We start from the raw sequence: 18,762 nt of genomic DNA, 5'->3' as shown, positions 1-18,762 counted from the left end.
CGATCAGGTAGCGCTGGCCGGAATGACCGAGCCCTGGTAGGTCTGCGCGATGAACGTCGCGACGTCGGTGGACGTCAATGCCTCGGCCAACTTCTGCACTCGCGCATCGTTTTCGAGGGAGGTGCGAACCGTCAGGACGTTGGCGTACGGGTTGCCCTCGGCCTTCTCGAGCACCAGTGCGTCCTTGGCGGGATTGAGGCCGCCTTCGATTGCGTAGTTGCCGTTGATGATTGCGAGATCGACATTTCCGTCGTCGAGAGTGCGCGGAAGCTGCGGGGGATCGACCTGGGTGAACGTGAGTCCCTTGGGGTTGTCGATGATGTTCTTCTCGCTGATCTGCGTGATGTCGGTGCCGGGGGCGCCCAACTGCTGATCGAGCTTGATCAAACCGGCCTGCTGCAGCAGGTACAGCCCACGGGCGAAGTTCGTCACGTTGTTGGACAAAGCGACCGTTGCGCCCTGGCGCAGGTCGGCCACGTTGGTGACCTTCTTGGAATATGCACCAAGGGGCTCGACGTGGACCTTCGCCACGGCGACCAGGTCGTCGACGCCCTTTTCCTTCGACCACGATTCCTGGTACGGCACGTGCTGGAAGAAGTTGGCGTCGGTGTCGCCCGCTTCGAGCACCTCGTTGGCGTCGAGGTCGCCGGTGATCTCGCTGACCTCGATCTTGGTGTCGCCGAGCAGGCCCTTTTCTTCGACGAACTTCAAGATCTCGGCGTGCGGAACCGAAGAAGCGACGATGCGAAGGGGCGCGTTCTCATCGGAAGAGTTGTCGCTCGAGCACGCTGCGACGGTTCCGACTGCGACGGCGGCCACTGCGAAGGCAGCGAGGAATCTTCTGGTGCGCGAGCGTGACATGTGAATCTCCAAGACATAGCCGAACGTCACGCCGAGATGGCGTGACAGTTGCTGAACGCTAGCCCGGTAAACCTCCCGTGAGGAGATACAGAATCACCGCGATTTTTTCCTGTACCTATTGTCCGAGCAGGATGACCGGAACGTCCTCGGCAAAATCGACTACCAATTCACGACGCGAGAACAACCAGGTGCCGTCGACCTTTTCGAAGCTGTCCTGATAACGAATCTCGATCCGGTTGTCCCGGTGGCCCTCGCCCCGCGGATAGATGTGGTGAGCGGAGCAGTAGGCCTCACCGTGCGCGGTGGTGGGGCTGTCGAGGTCGAGGATCTGCTGCTCGACGATGTGCCGGGTCGAGTGCAGATGTGAGACGGCATCGACCACCGAACTGCTGACGACGGTGTTCCCACGTATCTCCGTCGGCGCATCCGTTCCGTTCAATGCCGGCGGCAAGACGAATGCCACGTCGTCAGTGAAGAGAGCCGCAAGCGCGGTGGTGTTTCGGCGGTCGACGGCCTGTGCATACCTGGCGGCCAAGTCGGTGAGAGCGACGCGATCCGAGGAGTCCATGCGCATATCTCACCCTATGTGACGCCGCTCATGTTTCGGCTTCCCGCTCAACGAGACATTCACAGCGCCCACCTGGGCATCTGGTTAGCGTCCAGACCAAGAGTTGCCAGCCATGAATGCCATAGGAGAAACAGCGATGGATCTGAGGGAATCGCCCGAGCAGCAGGAGCTCCGCAAGGAGTTGCGCGCGTACTTCGCGGCGCTGCTGCCGGAAGAGAAGCGTCGCGCGGCCGGCGAGCAAGGTGTGGGCGGCGAGTACTTCCGCGAGATCGTGAAGTTGCTGGGTAAGGACGGCTGGCTCGGCATCGGTTGGCCCAAGGAATTCGGTGGACAGGGCCGCTCCATCGAAGAACAGTTCGTGTTCTTCGACGAGGTTCAGCGCGCGGGACTGCCGTTCCCCTTCGTGACGGTCAATACCGTCGGACCGACGTTGATGAAGTACGGCACCGAAGAGCAGAAGGAACGATTCCTGCCCGGCATTCTTGCCGGCGACATCGTCTTCGCCATCGGCTACACCGAGCCCGAGGCCGGCACCGACCTCGCATCACTCAAGACTCGTGCGGTTCTCGACGGTGACGAGTGGATCGTCGACGGCAACAAGATCTTCACCAGTGGCGCAAACACTGCCGACTACGTGTGGCTGGCCTGCCGCACCGACGCGGACGCCCCCAAGCACAAGGGCATCTCGATCCTGATCGTCCCCACCGAGGACGCAGGCTTCGAGTGGTCACCGATCAACACCGTCGGCGGTTTGATGGTGACGTCGACGTACTACTCCGGCATTCGTGTTCCGTCGAAGGACGTTGTCGGCGAGGTCAACGGCGGCTGGCAGCTCATCACGGCTCAGCTCAATCATGAGCGAATCGGCTTGGCGGCCATCGGTGGTCGCACTTACGGTCTGTGGAACCTGGTTCTGGACTGGGCCAAGGAAAATGGTGCCATCAACATCCCGTGGGTACAGCAGGACTTCGCTCGTACACACGCCAAGCTCGAGGCCATGCGCCTGCTGAACTGGAAGATGACGGCAGCCGTCGCACAGGACACGCTCTCCGGAGCCGACGCCGGCGCTACCAAGACGTACGGGACCGAGACTCACGTCGACGTCTACCGCACCCTGCTCGGAATTCTCGGCTCCGCCGGACGCATCCGCCCCGAGTCTCCGGGCGCTTTGCTTGCCGGTCAGATCGAGCAGATCTCGCGTCAGGGTGTCGTGAACACCTTCGGCGGCGGCGTCAACGAGGTTCTGCGTGACATGGTCGGCACCATCGGCTTGGGACTCGTTCGCGAAAAGAGGGTCAAGTGAGCGACATTTCGGCGCAACTCGACGCTTTTGTCGGCCAGACGCTTGTTCCCACAACCTGGGGACCCGACGAGGTCAACATCCCCATGATCCGGCATTGGGCCGAGACCATGGGCGATACCAACCCCGTCTACCTCGACGACGACGCTGCCCGCGCCACCGGCCGTGACGGCGTCGTCGCTCCCGCTCAGATGCTCCAGGTCTGGATCATGCGGACGTTCACCGACAAGATGGCGGGCAACGACCCGTCGCAGGTGTGGACCGATCTGATCGCCACCCTCGACGCAGCGGGCTACAGCTCCGTCGTGGCCACCGATTCCGATCAGGAGTTCTTCGCCGAACTGCGCCCAGGCGATCGCGTGAACTACACCGAGGTCATCGAGTCGATTTCCCCGGAGAAGAAGACCGGCCTCGGCGTCGGACACTTTGTCACGACGCTCAAGACGTACCGCAACGGCGACGACGAAGTTGTCGGCACCCAACGGTGGCGGACACTGCGGTTCAAGCCTCAGGAAGCTGCTGCACCGGAGGCGCCGCGCGCTCTGCGTCCGCGTCCGGCTCTCAACGCGGACAACGCTTTCTGGTTCGAAGCGGCCAAAGAGCATCGTCTGGTGATCCAGCGCTGCACGTCCTGCAAGACGTTGCGTCATCCCACCGGCCCGATGTGCGGGGAGTGCCAGTCACTCGAGTGGGACACGATCGACGCGTCGGGGCGGGGCACGGTGTTCAGCTTCGTGGTCAATCATCACCCCAAGATCGACGCGTTCGACTACCCGCTCATCGTTGCGGTAATCGAACTCGAAGAGGGAACCCGATTGATCGCCAACATGGTGGGTATCGCGCCCGAAGATGTCGTGGTCGACATGCCCGTGGAACTTGACTGGATCGACGCCGACCCGGATCTGACGCTTCCCGCGTTCCGGCCGGCCGTACGCGAGGAGCACTGATGGACTTCAATTTCAGCGAAGAGCAGGACGCGATTCGCTCACTGGCCGACGAGGTCTTCACCAGCAAGGCAACGATCGAGCGCACCAAGGAGATCGAACTCTCCGCCGAGCGCGTCGACCGTGAACTGTGGCGAGAACTCGCGACCACCGGCCTGCTCGGTATCGCCCTGCCCGAGGAGTTCGGCGGCGGCGGACTCGGCTTGTCCGAGCTGTACGCACTGCTGGAGGAGCAGGGCCGTCACGTTGCGGCCGTGCCGATCTGGGAAACGACCCTTGCGGCATTGGCTGTCAATGAATTCGGTTCCGATTCCCTTCGTGCCGAGCTCCTTCCGAGTGTTGCCGACGGCAGTCGATTCCTGACCGTCGGTCTCGAAGAGTTCGGTCCGTACACGGGCGGCGACCCACTGACCACGGCCGAGCAGGACGCCGACGGCAACTGGACCGTGACGGGTGAGAAGGCAGTAGTGCCGATGACTCACGTCGCAAACCTTGCTCTCGTTTCGGCAACCGCTTCCACCGGTACGGCACTGCTGCTTGTGGATCTGAGCGCCGAAGGAGTGACGCTCGAACAGACGCAGTCCACCAACTGGGAGATCTGTGCCAACGTCACCTTTGCCGGTGCCCCCGCGCAGCTGATCGGTGCGGCCGATGGTACGACGGTTCCGTGGCTGATCGACCGAGTTGAACTGGCGTTGGCAGCAATTCAATGGGGTGTCGGCTCGGGTGCAGTCGCACAGGCTGTCACGTACCTGAACGGCCGCAAGCAGTTCGGCCGTCCGCTGGCGACCTTCCAGGCCGTCAATCATCAACTCGCTGACTGCTACATCGATCTCGAAGCGATGAGGGTGACACTGTGGCAGGCCGCCTGGCGTATCTCCGAGGGATTGGATCTCGGCACCTCGGTACTGGTCGCCAAGTGGTGGGCAACCGACGGCGGACAGCGCGTCGTGCATCGCACCACGCATGTTCACGGCGGTATGGGCGTCGACACCGACTACCCGGTTCACCGTCACCTCTTGTGGGGCAAGCAGATTGCTGCCACCCTCGGCGGCTCCAGCTCCGATCTCGCGCGTCTGGGTGCGCAGCTCGCATCCGGTGTGGAGGTGCTCGCATGACCGTTCTTGCCGGTCGTAGCTACGCAGACGTCGTTGTCGGAGAGGCATTGCCCGAGTTGGCGATCCCGCTGACCCGCACGTTGATCGTCGCCACGGCAATCGCCACTCGCGATTTTCAGGACGTGCACCACGATCCGAGCCTGGCCCAGGAGCGCGGATCCAAGGATGTCTTCATGAACATCCTCACGAGCAACGGTCTTGTCGGTCGATACGTCACGGACTGGGCCGGATCTGCATCGACCTTGCGCCGCATCGCCATTCGTCTCGGCGCGCCCAACTACCCGGGTGACACCATGACGATGACCGGTGAGGTCGTGTCCAAGGAAGACGGAGTGGTCGTGATCAAGGTGCAGGGTGCAAACAGCCTCGGCAACCATGCATCCGGCACCGTCGCAGTCGCTTTCAAGGAAGAGGAGAGGCTCTGATGGCGATCAGCCCACTCTCGGGAGCCGCCGCCATCGTCGGCATCGGATCCACCGAGTTCTCCAAGAACTCCGGCCGCACCGAACTGCAGTTGGCGTGTGAGGCCATCGTCGCGGCACTCGCTGACGCCGGTATCGATCCGTCCGAGGTCGACGGTCTGTCCACCTACACGTCGGAGACAAACGGCGAAGCGATCGTGGCTCGCAACTGTGGCCTCGGCGAGCTTAAGTTCTTCTCGCGCATTCACTACGGCGGCGGCGCCGCGTGTGCCACCGTGCAGCAGGCCGCTATGGCAGTTGCGACGGGTGTTGCCGACGTCGTGGTTTGTTACCGCGCCTTCAACGAGCGCTCCGGTGTGCGCTACGGCCTTGGCCAGCACGATCGACCCATGGACAGCACCGCGGATCGCGCGGCATATGCGTGGATGACTCCGCAGGGATTGTCGACTCCCGCTCAGTGGGTCGCCATGTTCGCCCGCCGTTACATGCACCAGTACGGTGCGACGAGTGAGGACTTCGGACGAGTTGCAGTGGTGGCGCGCAAGCATGCCGCCAACAACCCGGCTGCCTGGTTCTACGAGCGTCCGATCACACTCGAGGACCATCAGAACTCGCGCTGGATCGCCGAGCCTCTGCACCTGCTCGACTGCTGCCAGGAAACCGACGGCGGCCAGGCATTGGTCATCGTCTCTGCCGAGCGCGCAAAGGATCTGGCCAACAAGCCCGTCATCATCAAGGGCGCCGCTCAGGGCAGTAGCAAGGATCAGCACATGATGACCAGCTACTACCGTCCTGACATCTCTGGTATCCCGGAGATGGGCCTGGTTGCTCGTCAGTTGTACGGCCAGAGCGGCCTGACCCCTGATGACATCAACGCCGCGATTCTGTACGACCACTTCACCCCGTTGGTGCTTCCGCAGCTCGAAGAACTGGGCTTCTGCAAGCCAGGCGAAGCCAAGGACTTCATTCGCGAAGGCAACCTCGAGATCGGTGGACGCTTGCCGTCCAACACTCACGGTGGTCAGGTCGGCGAGGCATACCTGCACGGCGTCAACGGAATTGCCGAAGGTGTGCGACTGGTCCGAGGAACGTCGACCAATCAGCCCGACGGCGTCGAAAACGTCTTGGTCACAGCCGGAACGGCAGTGCCCACCAGCGGTCTCGTTCTAGGCGCTGTTTAAGAGAGGAAATGACAGTGATAACTTCGGAAGCTGCGAAGACCGCCGGCGATTGGCGCGGAGCCGATCTCGGTACCCGCACCGTGGCGTACACCGAGCGCGACGCGATCTTGTACGCACTCGCCGTGGGCGCCAAGGCAACCGAGCTGGACCTCGTCTTCGAGGATCAGCTTCGGGTACTGCCGACTTTTGCTCTGACGCTGGCACAGTGGGCTCCCGACGCTCTGGGCTCGGCGGGCGCCTTCGACACCTCGACGGCACTGCACGGCTCGCAAGAGTTGAAAGTGCTTGCTCCGCTTCCGCGTAGCGGTGAGGTGACGTTGAAGGCTTCGGTCGGCGAGGTGTGGGACAAGGGCGCAGCAGCGGTGTTCGAAGTGAAGGTGGAATGCGAGTACTTCGTCGCGACCTGGTCACTTTTTGCTCCCGGTGCCGGCGGATTCGGCGGAGAACGTGGACCCTCACGTCCGGCGGAGCCGACCGGTGAGCCTTCGCTGACCGGTGTGCTGACCACAGCGAAGAACCAGACGGCGATGTACCGGCTCCTGGGCGACAAACACCACATCCACATCGATCCCGAGGCTGCGGCGCGGATCAACCAGCCGCGTCCGATCATGCACGGGCTGTGCACGTTGGCCGCCAGCACACTCGAGCTTGCTCGGGTCGCCGGAGTGCATCCGGCTGATCTTGTCAGTCTCGAGGGCCGATTCGCTGCGGCGATCCATCCGGGTGAGTCGCCGTCCATCGTTGCGTGGGGAACTCCCGACGACCTGGCCTTCCAGGTCACCAAGGGTGATCAGGTAGCGATTTCCGGTGCACGAGTGAGCTTTTCCGCTCACTAGTCCCTCCAGACTCAACTGCGGGGTGCTTGACCCCTTGTCGCGCCCCGCAGTTGTTTGCACGAAGAAGCAGCCCCTGAGCGATTCGCTCAGGGGCTGCTCTGTGCTTGTGTTCAGTCCTGATGGGTCGCCATGTAGCGAGCCGGGTACTCACCGCCGCCGTGAACGGCGATGTCGGCGCCGTTGACGTACGAGGAGAGTGGGCTCGCCAGGAACAGGCAGGAGTTTGCGATATCGGCCGGGACGGCCATGCGCTCCATCGGAATGGTCCTGGTGACCGCCGCGCCGCCGTCGGCGCCGTAGACCTCGGCGGCAGCCTCGGTACGGATCAGGCCGGTGGTGATGTGGTTGATCCGGACCTTCGGCGCCCATTCGAGGGCCAATGCCTTGGTCAGAACGAGGAGGCCGGCCTTGGCTGCGCTGTACGCCGCGGTTCCGGGCTGCGGATCGATTGCCGAGACACTGCCGATGTTGATGATGGCACCGCCGTCGTCCTGAGTCTGCATCACTGCGTTGGCGGCCTGGGCAACGTTGAAGGGTGCCAACAGGTTCAGGGCCACGATCTTCTCGACGAAGCGGGGTGACACCGTCGCAGCATCGGCATCGGGGGAGCCGCCGGCGTTGTTGACCAGGACGTCCAGACGGCCGAAGCGCTCGACGGCATCCTGGACGAGGGCTGCGGCGTCGGCGGGATCGCGGACGTCCGTGGCGCGAAAGGCTGCGCTACGGCCGTCGGCGGTGGGTAGGTTTTCGGGCTCGTTACGGCCACAGACCAGCACGTTTGCACCCGCGGCGAGGAAGGTTTCGGCGATGACGTAGCCGATGCCTTTGGTGCCGCCGGTGACGATCACCGAGCGTCCGCTGAAATCGACGGGGTTGGGCAGTGTCACGGTGGAGCCTTCCTGGTGCGGTGCCGAGCTGAATTGCCGCCCAATGTGATTGACGCGACGTGGTCGTACACCTTAGGGTCAAGCAAGTGCTTGGTTGTTTTGTAGGTCGAGTGTAGACGACAAACGGCGGCAGTCACCAGAATCGACCGGTCCTTCCCGCAAAAGGGACCTCTGCGTCGACAGACATTGGAGTAGTCACATGGGCAAGCTCGAAGGCAAAGTTGCACTCATCACGGGTGCGGGTCAGGGAATCGGGCAGGGGATTGCCCTGGCCTTGGCCAAAGAGGGCGCCGTGATCGCCGTTGCCGGTCGCACCGAATCCAAGTTGCACACCACCTGCGGACTACTCGCTGACATCGGTGCGCGCGGTGAGGCCGTGGTTTGTGACGTCAGTAAGAAGGACGACATCACGGCGGCCGTGGACCGAACCGTCGAACTGTTCGGCGGAATCGACATCCTGGTCAACAACGCCAACGACTGCAAGCCAGGCCCGCTCTTGAGCGTGCTGGACGAAGACTTCGAGCGTTCTTTCGCGACGGGCCCACTCGCCACCCTGCGCATGATGCAGGCGTCGTACCCGCACATGAACAGTCGTGGCGGTGGCGTCATCATCAACATGGTCACCTCGGCAGCCGTGCGCTGGGATGCCAGTAACTACGGCGCTTACGGTTCCATCAAGGAAGGCATGCGCTCGTTGACCCGCGCTGCCGCCTGCGAATGGGGCAAGGACAACATCCGCGTTCTCAACGTCGCCCCGCACGCCAAGACCCCCGCGTTGCAGTGGTGGATGGACAAGAATCCGGAAGAGGCGGCGGCTTTTGTCGCGGGTATCCCGCTGGGACGCGTCGGAGATCCCGAGACCGACATCGGTCGTGCCATCGTCTTCCTCGTCAGTGAAGACGCCGGTTACCTGACGGGTGCCACGATCCCGCTCGACGGCGGTCAGTCGCGCTGGGGCTGACCGCCATCGACCCGATCAGGTCATCACGGCGCCGCCGTCGACGGCAATCGTCTGCCCGGTGACGTTGCGAGCCTTGTCGCTGAGCAAGAACGCGACCATCTCGGCGATGTCTCCGGGCGTCTGGGCTCGACCCATCGGAACCATTTGGGCAACAAAAGAATCGAAGACATCAGCATCGGAAATGCCCGCTAGTGCAGCATCACGCCGACGCAGTTCCTTGATGGTTCGCAGCCACATGTCGGTGAGGATCAGCCCGGGCATGACCGTGTTCGAACGGAGCCCTCGAGTCGCGCCGATCCGGGCGACGCTGTGACTCATCTCGATCACGGCGGCCTTCGACGGCCCGTAGTGCGCGAGCATGTCACCGCCCAAGCGGGCACCGATCGACGCAATGTTGACGATCGCTGCCGGACCTTCGGTTCTACTGACGAATTCGCGGCACATCAGGAAGCTGCCCTTGGTGTTCACTGCAAAGGTGTTGTCCCACTGGTCTTCGGTGATCTCGAGGAACGGCGTGAAGACGCCGATGCCGGCACCGTTGACGAGCGCAGTCGGACTTCCGACCGACGCAGCCACGTCGAACGCGTTCTTGACGTCGCCTTCACGTCGAACGTCGCATCGTGCCGTGTGGACTGCTACGCCAAGGCTTTCCAGGCGTGCTGCGGTGTCGGCGAGTGCAGCCTCTTCGATGTCGAGTAGAAGCAGGGTGCCGAAGTCCTCGGCAAGCCGCTCGGCAATAGCGGCGCCCAACCCGGCCGCTGCGCCGGTGACAATGGCTACGGGCGCGCTCACGGCAGGTGCGTTTCGAGCAGTGGGGCAAGCAGTTCGGCTGCGCGCGCTGCCGTGATGACCTCGCTCGGGTCCACCTTGGTGACGACTTTCGAAGCAGAATCTTCGTAGACGTGCTCACCGATGAGTCGGCCCTGCTCGTCGTACGGCCAGACGAATGCCAAGGTCCGACGCACGAGATACCAACCGTCGGAGTCGATGCCCGACGACTGTTCGGGGGCTGCGGACGTGGATCCGCCCGATTCGTGCACCGCGCCGAACACCCCGTCTCCGAGGATCGATCCAGGAACGAATTGACTGAAGAGTGTCTCACCCGAGAACCCGCCGTCCGATACCGCGAAGTCGGACTTCCCGGTCCACATGACAAGGGTGTCCGTCTCGGCGAGTGACTGGTAGAAGTTGGTGACGGCGTCCATGCCGTCGAGGACAATCGACTGGCCGTCTTCGAACAACCGGTAGACGGGTTCTTCGACGGTCATGTCCGGCGAGAGGATTTCCTTGTAGCGGCCGGAGACCTCGAGCAACGCGTGGCGTCGGTAGTTACGGAGGATCTTCTGGTGCCGCGGATTGTCGATGGTTTCCAATTGCTTTTCGACGCCATCCATCATGTGGACGAATTCGTGCTCGTACTTGCTCATCACATCTCCTGGTTTCGCAGATTCGGCGGGCTGTCCGGATCTGCGACAACTGTGACCTGGCGAGGCATTCGCTGTACATGTAGATCTTTGTTCGAGAATTGCCAGTTTGCTTAACTCCGCTGTTCAGATACCGTGATGGTCGTCACTTTAAGTCGAGCGGCGGGCCGAAAACAACCGAATGGACGGTAATGAAGAAGGCGAGAAGAGGCGAAGATCTGAATCTGCGGTTGGTGTCCTCGTTGCTCGTCGTCGTGGCGGAAGGGCACTTCGGGCGAGCGGCAGACCGGCTGTTCGTCACCGCGCCCGCCCTCAGTCAGCAGATTCGACGACTCGAGGAGCAGGTGGGAGTCGAGTTGGTCGATCGCAGTTCGCATCCGGTGGTGCTCACCGCCGCGGGTGAGGTGTTCGTCGCGGATGCGCGGCCCGCTCTCGAGTTTGCCGTTCGCGCGATGAACGGTCTCGACGCACTCGAGCGTCGGCGGGCCAGGCGGTTGCGGATCGGATTCATCAACGGGGCTGCCGGGAGTTTGGGGCGTGCGGTGATCGATTCGTTGCACGCGGAGGTGGAGCTCGTCCAGTTGGATTGGTCCCAACAGGTTTCGGCGGTGGCGAGCGCGACCGTCGACGCGGCATTCGTGCGACCGCCACTGCCGGTGCTCGACGGTGTGGTGCTCGAACGGATAGGCGTCGAACCGCGGGTGGTGGCTCTGCCTCGAGGGCACCAACTGGCGGGTCGCGCGAGCATCGAGATTTCTGAAATAGATGGGACTGTGCAGGTTTCGAGTGACGGCGCACCACCCGAATGGGTGAAATGGTGGTCGGTGGACCCGCGCCCGAGTGGTGTACCCGTCCGGTACGGTCCCTCGGTCCGCACGATGGACGAAGCACTCGAGGTTGTCGCCAACGGTCGGGCGGTGGTGATAACGGCAGCAACCATTGCCGAGTACTACACCCGCTCGGATATCAGTTTCGTGCGCATTTCCGACATCGAGCAGTGTTCGATCGATCTGTGTACCCGCGAGGGCGACAGCAGTCCGGCAGTGATCGAGCTACGCAAAGCTGTTGCGGCCCAGGGTGCCGGGAGGACCACAAGCTGACGGGAAGGCTGGGTGCCGGAAAGGCCGGGTGATCAGCGAAACCGTTCGCGGTACTGGACCGGGCTGCACTGCCACCGGGACCGGAACCTGCGCGCTGCGTGGCCGGGGTCATGCCATCCAACGGCGCGTGCGGCCCCAGCAACGCTGAGTTCCGTTGTGCGCAACAGGGATGCGAGACGCTCGACGCGCAAAGTTTGGAGATAGGACATCGGGCTGGAGCCGGTGTCGGCAACGAACACGCGGCTCAATTGTGAAGGCGAGAGCGCTACCTCGGCGGCCAGCGAACTCAGAGTCCACGGATGATCGAGGGAATTGTTCATCAACTCGACAGCCTGCTCGACCGTCGCACGGTAACCGCGTTGTTCACTGTGGCTTACCGTGGCGGAGACGAGAGGCTCGAGCACGGAGAACGCTGCGAATAGAAGGGCATATTGCTCGAAAACCCCAGTCCCGAGATCTCGGGATCGGCCCGTCCCTGCTGCGAGTTCGTCAAAAAGTTCGGCCAGTTGTGGGGTGCGGTCGTCGACATCGAGGGTCAGAACGGGCCGAGGGGCGCGCGGCTCCGGTGACACCGCACCGCCCCAGCCCGGGACTCTCGTGATCCATGACAACTCGTCGGCGAACAGAGTCGGATCCAGAAACACATTGGTAGTCAGCAGGCGGTTCGATTCGAGGCTGTGGCGCGAGCCGGGAGCGAGGATCAGTAGGTGACCCGAACGTATGTCCGTCACGTCGTCGGCACTGCGCTGGACCGCTCGGCCATCTCGAACGAGAGCCAATTCCACGGCGTCGTGGCTGTGTACATCCACGTCGTGGTCGAGGCGAAGATGCGCGGCGTGTACTCGCGGACCGGCGCACTCCGCGGCGTTCGTCGATTTGACGCGCACCACTGCCTCCCCTCACGCTTCACGGCTTCGTCGGTAGGTACTCCACATCGTCGACTGTCAGTTCGTCGAGTTCCTGAGGCGTCAGGTTCCGTCCGTCGGCGACCGCCGCATGCATGCGGGCGAACACGTCGTCGGCCACCTCGTCGGCGTCGGCTTTGCGTTTCCAGTACCCAACGATATGCGAGTTCATCGGGGAGTAGCCAATGTCCCGGCGGAGCAGGTGCCGGACTCCACGGAGGGCACCAGCCTCTCCTGCCGCCCAGACGTAGTCGGGCTGATGTGCCGACAACGCTTGACGGAGTTCCTCGATCATCGAGTCCTCGTCAGAGCCGCGGATCCACCGGGCGCGCCCGTCTGCGGCCGACTCCAGTGGAATTTCATCGTCCGCGGTATCGGCAGTCAGAAGCGCGATCGCCTCTTGATCGGCGGTCAGAGATTCCAAGATCGTCATAATTGCGGGGAGAGCGGAAGCGTCGCCGAGCAACACCAGAGAATGCGCCAGCTCTGGGAGTGGTTGGTTCCCTCCGGCATTGGTCAGTCCGACGACGTCGCCGGGAACGGTGTTCGTGACCCACCTGCCGGCCGGCCCGTCGCTGTGGACGACGAAATCGATGTCGACCTCGCACAGCTCCGGGCGATGCGCGCGGATCGTGTACGTCCGCACTATCGGCTTGGGTGCGTCGTCGGCGTACTCGAAACCGCGAGCTCCGACGGTCGGAATCGTTAGTTCTCGGGCGGCTGCGGCCTCGTCGGCGTCATCGGGCAGAAAGATCTTCACCTTCGGAGCAATGCCTTGGCAGTCGTAGTCGCCGAGTTCGCCGAACGTCACTCGGACGAAATGAGGTCCTATCTCTCGTTTCCTTGTGACGACAGCGCGATAGGTGGTGAATCGGGTGCGGATTGCCGTTGCCGTGTCTTGCATGAAGTGCTCCTTGAAAGCAATTGAAGTTAGGTATACCTATCTTCAGGCGAACTGGATCTCGGTGGTGAGGACGTAACGCGCATGTACTCGGATGAAATACGCATTCTTGCCGTCTTCGTTTTAGTCAGTTAGACTAAAACCATGAAAACGATCAGCACGGCACTTGAAATCGTCGAGGCAGCACGAGTTTCGGCCGATGTGTTCGGGGGAGACTCCAGCGATCTCGACACCCGTCGCGCTGTGAAGCGTCGTTTTCATCGGCTCGCCTCCGCCATTCATCCGGACCGGGCGAAGCCCGAAGATCGGGTGCGATACTCGGCCGCAACATCTCGGTTGAACGAGCTATACCGCAGTTGGACAGCGGAGTTCGAGCCGGCAGATTCTAGACCCGTTTATGTCGGCGAGCGGGGCGAGTACACGTTGGGTGGACTGGTAGCGCGCGGCTCGGTCGCTAACCTGTACCGGTCCGATGCCGGTGTCGTACTGAAGATTCCGCGAAACCCTCGGGCGAACTCGATGATCGAGGCCGAACGGAATGTGTTGACGGACACCGAGAATTCGTGCGAAGCCGGTTGGGCAGTCTCGTACTTCCCGCGATTGATCGATCAAATCACCCATGTGGGCAGCGGCACGAGACGTCAGATCGATGTGCTGGACGATCTGACCGAAGGTTTTGTGAGTCTCGCCGACGTCCGTGAGGCGTATCCAGGTGGCCTCGATCCACGGGACTGGGCGTGGATGCACCGACGGCTACTTCGGGCTCTGGCAGCAGCGCATACGACTGGTTGGGTGCACACCGCGATTACCGCGGAGAACGTGCTTATCGAGCCTGACCGGCACGGGGTGGTGCTGGTCGGCTGGTCCTTTGCCACCCGTACGGGCAGTCGCCCGGCGGCGACGATCGGTTCCGATCGTGATTCGTACCCACCGGAACTCGGCGAAGGAGCGTCTCCGGCCTGGGACGTGTACATGGCTCATCATTTGATGCTCCGAATGCTGGGCGAGCAGACCCACGAACGGATGAAGGCGTTTGCCGACGGCTGCATGCAGGACAACCCGAGATTGCGTCCCGACGCGGTCGACCTACTTGGCGAGTTCGACGAACTCCTCGATCTTCTCTATGGCCAGCGGACATTTCGTCCGTTCGCCGTTCCATCCACGAAAGGACAGTGATTGTCATGGGCTACGGATACTGGGACGACAACACCTATTTGGCGGGCAAGACTTTTCGTGCCGCACGCGGTGTCGACGATTTCGGTTACACCGATTCGCTTCGGTCGCGTCCGCGAAGCAGTTGGAAAGCGGACCCGACCCTCGACCCCTTCGGCGTCGACAAGCGTGAATGCCGAGACTCGGACGGGCACCCCGATTCTCTCCCGATAGCAGTGCTTTTCGATGTCACCGGCTCGATGGGCGCTGTTCCTCGAATCATGCAGGACAAGCTCGGAAAGCTGCACGGGCTGCTGCAACGCAAGGGATATGCGGATGATCCGCAGATTCTGTTCGGTGGTATCGGCGACGCCGATTCCGATCAGGTGCCACTACAAGTCGGCCAGTTCGAGTCGGGTAACGCGATGGACGAGCAGCTTCGGACCATCTTCCTCGAGGGCAACGGTGGTGGTCAGAAGTCGGAAAGCTATGAATTGGCAGCATATTTCATGGCACGTCACACCAGTACGGATGCCTGGGAGAAGCGCGGAAGGAAAGGCTACCTCTTCATCATCGGTGACGAGCTGAACAAGCCGCGGCTCTCGGCTCGTCACATCCGTTCGGTGATCGGGGACAAGGTACGTCAGGACGTGTCGGTGCCGTCGATCTACCGTGAACTCGAAGAAAGATGGAACGTCTACTTCGTTCTGCCCGATCAGTCGTCGTACTTCAACGATCCGGAAATCGCGGATCACTGGAAGACGTTGCTCGGTGAACGCTTCGTCAAACTCGACGATCCCGCCGCGGTGTGCGAACTGATCGCGCTGACGGTCGGAATCGGCGAGGACCGCATCGACCTGCGTGACGGACTGGCGGATCTCCGCGACATCGGTTCAAGAGCTGAAGCCGAGACTGTCGGCAAGGCTCTCGCCCTGATTCCAGGGCGCAGCACCGCGACGGTGGCCGGTTTGCCGCGCGATCTCGGAACCGGCACGGACGATGTCGATTTCGCCTAGAAGGAGAACATGATGGAGCCGTTCGAAGACCGCGATATCGTCGTCGTAGACCTCGGGTTCGGAGATGCAGGGAAGGGAGCAACCGTTGATTGGCTTTGCTCCGATCGAGCCGATCTGAATGTGGCCGCAGTGGTCCGCTTCAACGGTGGGGCACAGGCAGCGCACAACGTAACGGTCGGCGAGCGCCACCACACGTTTTCGCAGTTCGGCTCGGGATCGCTGTCCGGCGTCCCGACGTTTCTCTCGAAATTCGTGTTGGTCGAGCCCATCGCGCTCGCGCGGGAAGCACGTGCTCTGGAAGCGCTCGGAGTTCGAAATCCGTTCGACCTGATACGGATCGACGCGCGCGCATTGTTGACGACGCCGATCCATGTGGCCGCCAACAGGGCCCGTGAGGATGCTCGCGGCGATAACCGACACGGCTCGTGTGGCAAGGGGATCGGTGAGACGGCGGCGTATGCGCTCGAAGTTGCGAGTGCGCCTACGGTGGGAGACTGCCGGCGACCTGATTCCTTGCGTCGTAAGTTGTCGGCGTTGGCCACATTCTACGGACCGTTGATCGCGGAGAGTCGCCACGGGTTTCCGCCGATCGACGACATGGTCGACATGTACGCCGAATTCGGTGCCGTCGTGGACATCGCCGACCCGGATGCGCTGGGCGCGTTGGGTGCCGGTGGTCGTCTGGTATTCGAGGGGGCACAAGGTGTCCTTCTCGACGAGTGGCGGGGGTTTCACCCACACACCACGTGGTCGACGGTCGAGCCGTCCAACGCGCGAGCGATGATCGACGAGTTGGGCCGGGACAGTTACGTACTCGGCGTCACCCGCACCTACATGACACGACACGGAGCTGGGCCGTTCCCGACGGAGGATCCGGAGCTGGCGAAGGTGTTGCCCGAGCTGCACAACGGGACGGGTGAGTATCAAGGCGGATTCCGGACGGGCCACCTCGACGAGTTGTTGTTGCACTACGCAATCGAGGTGAGCGGTGGCGTCGACGGCTTAGCGCTTACTCATCTCGACGCGATGGATCGCGCGCGGGCTGCAGGCATCCCGATCCACGGGGTGCACGCGTACGAAGGATTGCCGTTCGTTCCCGTCGGAGAGTGGAAGGATCTCGATCACCAGCAGGCGCTGACAGATTCCCTGAAAGCCGTAGGGGTCGTGCCGAAGGAACTTCCGGCCGACCCGGAGGATTTCGCCCGGTATCTGAGCGAGGAAATGGGTGCGCCGGTAGTGCTGACCGCGAACGGTGCCGACCGGGTCGATCGTCAGATGCGATGCCCAGTGCCTGCATGATGGACGGTGTGGACCAGTCACTTGTCTCGATCGATGTCATCGCGCTCCGGTTCGGCAATCCGGAACCCGGGATGTTGCGATTTGCCGTCACTCCGCGGCGAGCGGAGCCGTACACCGGGCAGTTGGCGCTGCCCGGTGTACTGCTGGGCGCCGGTGAGCGGTTGCAGGACGCCGCCAGGCGAGCCGTGACCACCAAGCTCGGAATTCCCGACGAGAAGATCCTCGTCAGCGGTCAATTGACCGTGTTCGACGAACCCAATCGCGACCCCCGCGGTCCGACGCTCTCGGTGACCATGTGGGCAGTGATCTCGTCGGACGAGGTGCCGGGTTCGGCCGAATGGGTGAGCTGGGACAACCCGGGGGACCTTGCGTTCGACCACAATCGGATAGTCGCCGATACCCGCCCGATCCTTGCTGACACCCTGTTGTGGCGAGATCAGGCTTTCACGCGGGCACTACTGGGTCCGTCGTTTCCGGCGTCGTACGCGCTGGCCGTGGCGGAGGAGCTTTCCGGTGTGCGTCCGGACCCGGGCAACTTGAACCGGACGCTCAAAGCGTTGCCAGGGCTGGAACGTACGGACGAACGAGTCCGGGTCAGTGCCACCGGGCGGCCCGCGGTGGTCTGGGCGTGGACCGAAAACAGCTGACCTACCTCAGAAGTTGCCCCGCGCGGCCTGCTCACGCTCGATCGCTTCGAACAGGGCTTTGAAGTTTCCCAGTCCGAATCCCAGTGAGCCGTGGCGTTCGATGATCTCGAAGAACACGGTGGGACGATCTCCGATCGGCTTGGTGAAGATCTGAAGAAGATAGCCGTCCTCGTCGCGGTCGACGAGGATGCCTCGCTTCTGCAATTCCTCGATCGGAACTCGAACCTCTCCGATACGCGCGCGCAATTCGGGATCCTCGTAATACGAAGCAGGAGTGGAGAGAAACTCGATTCCTTCGTCGACCAGAGCGTCGACTGCTCCGAGGATGTCGTTGGTCGCAAGTGCGAGATGCTGAGCGCCGGGACCTTGGTAGAACTCGAGGTACTCGTCGATCTGTGACCGCTTCTTCGCGATGGCAGGTTCGTTGAGTGGGAACTTGACTCGGTGATTGCCGCTCGAGACGACCTTGCTCATCAGCGCGGAGTAGTCGGTGGCTATGTCGCCGCCCACGAACTCGGCCATGTTGGTGAATCCCATGACCCGGTTGTAGAAGTCGACCCACTGGTCCATCTTGCCGAGTTCGACATTGCCGACGACGTGGTCGAGGGCCTGGAAGATTCGCTTGGGCGCGCCGTCACGCTTGCGGTACGACGACGTCCGTTCAACGTATCCGGGAAGGTAAGGGCCGGTGTAGCGGGAACGGTCGACGAGGGTGTGCCGAGTCTCGCCGTACGTCGCGATGCTGGCCAGGCGAACGGTGCCGTGCTCGTCGGTGACGTCGTGCGGTTCGCTCAACACCGTCGCGCCTTGGGTGATGGCGTGTGCGATGCACTTGTCCACGTCAGGGACGCTGAGCGCGATGTCGCGGATACCGTCGCCGTGACGGCTGTGATGTTCGATCAGCGGACTTGCCGGATCCACAGCGCCCTTGACGACAAACCGCACCGCCCCACTCTTGAGTACAAACGCGTGGTGGTCGCGGTTTCCCGTCGACGGGCCTGAATAGGCCACCAATTCCATGCCGAACGCGGACTGGAAGAAATGTGAAGTCTGCGTGGCATTTCCGACGATCCATTCGAGGCCGTCCCAACCGCTCACGGGGAAGGGATCGTGATCGCTGTCGTACTCGACCAAGCCGACCAACTGGCGCAATTGCTCCAGATCCAGGCCGGCCAGCTGTTCGTCGTCGGTGAGAGTCTGTTCGACGGTCATGATGAGTCCCCTCTGAGTGCGATGTACA

Annotated in this window: 20 protein-coding genes; 12 read left to right on the top strand and 8 right to left on the bottom strand. The window is 62.4% G+C overall.

Annotated features, from left to right (window positions below; all coding sequences use genetic code 11):
* Positions 1–3: 3 nt before the first annotated feature.
* On the bottom strand, positions 4–861 hold the full coding sequence (locus tag QMA15_RS06865; RefSeq protein WP_279164257.1) for a MetQ/NlpA family ABC transporter substrate-binding protein: 858 nt from the start codon (positions 859–861) through the stop codon (positions 4–6).
* Positions 862–976: 115 nt separating this feature from the next.
* Positions 977–1,435, bottom strand: coding sequence for a nuclear transport factor 2 family protein (locus QMA15_RS06860; protein WP_019745302.1), 459 nt, complete (start codon positions 1,433–1,435; stop codon positions 977–979).
* A 130-nt stretch (positions 1,436–1,565) separates the two neighbouring features.
* On the opposite strand from QMA15_RS06860, the gene QMA15_RS06855 reads away from it, so the two are divergent.
* Genes QMA15_RS06855 through QMA15_RS06830 form a run of 6 tightly spaced genes read left to right on the top strand, consistent with a single transcriptional unit; the run spans position 1,566 to position 7,230 of the window.
* On the top strand, positions 1,566–2,732 hold the full coding sequence (locus QMA15_RS06855; protein WP_020970792.1) for an acyl-CoA dehydrogenase family protein: 1,167 nt from the start codon (positions 1,566–1,568) through the stop codon (positions 2,730–2,732).
* On the top strand, positions 2,729–3,676 hold the full coding sequence (locus QMA15_RS06850; RefSeq protein ID WP_060937985.1) for a MaoC family dehydratase N-terminal domain-containing protein: 948 nt from the start codon (positions 2,729–2,731) through the stop codon (positions 3,674–3,676). The genes QMA15_RS06855 and QMA15_RS06850 overlap by 4 nt, the downstream gene beginning before the upstream one ends.
* Positions 3,676–4,791, top strand: a complete 1,116-nt coding sequence (locus QMA15_RS06845) for an acyl-CoA dehydrogenase family protein (RefSeq protein WP_021345543.1) — start codon at positions 3,676–3,678, stop codon at positions 4,789–4,791. The genes QMA15_RS06850 and QMA15_RS06845 overlap by 1 nt, the downstream gene beginning before the upstream one ends.
* A complete protein-coding gene (locus QMA15_RS06840) occupies positions 4,788–5,216 on the top strand; it encodes a MaoC family dehydratase (protein ID WP_113682554.1) in 429 nt (142 codons plus the stop codon). Before QMA15_RS06845 ends, QMA15_RS06840 begins: the two co-directional genes overlap by 4 nt.
* Entirely contained in the window at positions 5,216–6,394 is a 1,179-nt protein-coding gene (locus tag QMA15_RS06835; protein WP_020909132.1) for a lipid-transfer protein, read from the top strand. Before QMA15_RS06840 ends, QMA15_RS06835 begins: the two co-directional genes overlap by 1 nt.
* A gap of 8 nt (positions 6,395–6,402) precedes the next feature.
* Positions 6,403–7,230 carry a MaoC/PaaZ C-terminal domain-containing protein gene (locus QMA15_RS06830; protein WP_020909131.1) on the top strand — a complete coding sequence of 276 codons (828 nt, stop codon included), beginning with the start codon at positions 6,403–6,405 and terminating at the stop codon, positions 7,228–7,230.
* Between the two features lie 110 nt (positions 7,231–7,340).
* Here the strand turns inward: QMA15_RS06830 and QMA15_RS06825 are convergent, their stop codons facing one another.
* A complete protein-coding gene (locus QMA15_RS06825) occupies positions 7,341–8,117 on the bottom strand; it encodes an SDR family oxidoreductase (RefSeq protein ID WP_003940546.1) in 777 nt (258 codons plus the stop codon).
* Between the two features lie 199 nt (positions 8,118–8,316).
* Here QMA15_RS06825 and QMA15_RS06820 point away from each other — a divergent pair, with 199 nt between their 5' ends.
* On the top strand, positions 8,317–9,078 hold the full coding sequence (locus tag QMA15_RS06820; protein WP_042952931.1) for an SDR family oxidoreductase: 762 nt from the start codon (positions 8,317–8,319) through the stop codon (positions 9,076–9,078).
* Positions 9,079–9,093: 15 nt separating this feature from the next.
* Here QMA15_RS06820 and QMA15_RS06815 read toward each other — a convergent pair whose 3' ends face one another.
* Together QMA15_RS06815 and QMA15_RS06810 are read right to left on the bottom strand one after the other, a co-directional pair.
* Positions 9,094–9,870, bottom strand: a complete 777-nt coding sequence (locus QMA15_RS06815) for an SDR family oxidoreductase (protein WP_279164258.1) — start codon at positions 9,868–9,870, stop codon at positions 9,094–9,096.
* Positions 9,867–10,505 (bottom strand): hypothetical protein, encoded by a 639-nt coding sequence (locus QMA15_RS06810; RefSeq protein ID WP_153211583.1) that lies wholly within the window; start codon positions 10,503–10,505, stop codon positions 9,867–9,869. Before QMA15_RS06810 ends, QMA15_RS06815 begins: the two co-directional genes overlap by 4 nt.
* Before the next feature lie 188 nt (positions 10,506–10,693).
* Between QMA15_RS06810 and QMA15_RS06805 the strand changes: the two genes are divergently transcribed.
* Entirely contained in the window at positions 10,694–11,602 is a 909-nt protein-coding gene (locus QMA15_RS06805; protein WP_080909618.1) for a LysR family transcriptional regulator, read from the top strand.
* A gap of 32 nt (positions 11,603–11,634) precedes the next feature.
* On the opposite strand, the gene QMA15_RS06800 is transcribed toward QMA15_RS06805, so the two are convergent.
* Positions 11,635–12,489, bottom strand: coding sequence for an AraC family transcriptional regulator (locus tag QMA15_RS06800; protein ID WP_279164259.1), 855 nt, complete (start codon positions 12,487–12,489; stop codon positions 11,635–11,637).
* 19 nt (positions 12,490–12,508) lie between these two features.
* Positions 12,509–13,411 (bottom strand): siderophore-interacting protein, encoded by a 903-nt coding sequence (locus QMA15_RS06795; RefSeq protein ID WP_081051142.1) that lies wholly within the window; start codon positions 13,409–13,411, stop codon positions 12,509–12,511.
* A gap of 141 nt (positions 13,412–13,552) precedes the next feature.
* Here QMA15_RS06795 and QMA15_RS06790 point away from each other — a divergent pair, with 141 nt between their 5' ends.
* The 4 genes from QMA15_RS06790 to QMA15_RS06775 are packed head-to-tail and all read left to right on the top strand — an operon-like array spanning position 13,553 to position 17,522.
* Positions 13,553–14,584: a hypothetical protein gene (locus tag QMA15_RS06790; protein ID WP_279164260.1), complete on the top strand. Its 1,032-nt coding sequence runs from the start codon at positions 13,553–13,555 to the stop codon at positions 14,582–14,584.
* Between the two features lie 5 nt (positions 14,585–14,589).
* Entirely contained in the window at positions 14,590–15,576 is a 987-nt protein-coding gene (locus QMA15_RS06785; RefSeq protein WP_020970783.1) for a hypothetical protein, read from the top strand.
* A gap of 12 nt (positions 15,577–15,588) precedes the next feature.
* A complete protein-coding gene (locus QMA15_RS06780; RefSeq protein ID WP_084324952.1) occupies positions 15,589–16,875 on the top strand; it encodes an adenylosuccinate synthetase in 1,287 nt (428 codons plus the stop codon).
* Complete coding sequence (locus QMA15_RS06775) at positions 16,872–17,522, top strand: NUDIX domain-containing protein (RefSeq protein WP_092764080.1); 651 nt, start codon at positions 16,872–16,874, stop codon at positions 17,520–17,522. The genes QMA15_RS06780 and QMA15_RS06775 overlap by 4 nt, the downstream gene beginning before the upstream one ends.
* A 6-nt stretch (positions 17,523–17,528) precedes the next feature.
* Here the strand turns inward: QMA15_RS06775 and hppD are convergent, their stop codons facing one another.
* Complete coding sequence (hppD, locus tag QMA15_RS06770) at positions 17,529–18,734, bottom strand: 4-hydroxyphenylpyruvate dioxygenase (RefSeq protein ID WP_007732631.1); 1,206 nt, start codon at positions 18,732–18,734, stop codon at positions 17,529–17,531.
* Between the last annotated feature and the right edge of the window lie 28 nt (positions 18,735–18,762).

Origin of the sequence: Rhodococcus sp. APC 3903, assembly GCF_030407755.1 — a bacterium.
GTDB classification, from domain to species: Bacteria; Actinomycetota; Actinomycetes; order Mycobacteriales; family Mycobacteriaceae; genus Rhodococcus_F; species Rhodococcus_F erythropolis.
This window is presented reverse-complemented; position numbering and strand designations above follow the sequence as displayed.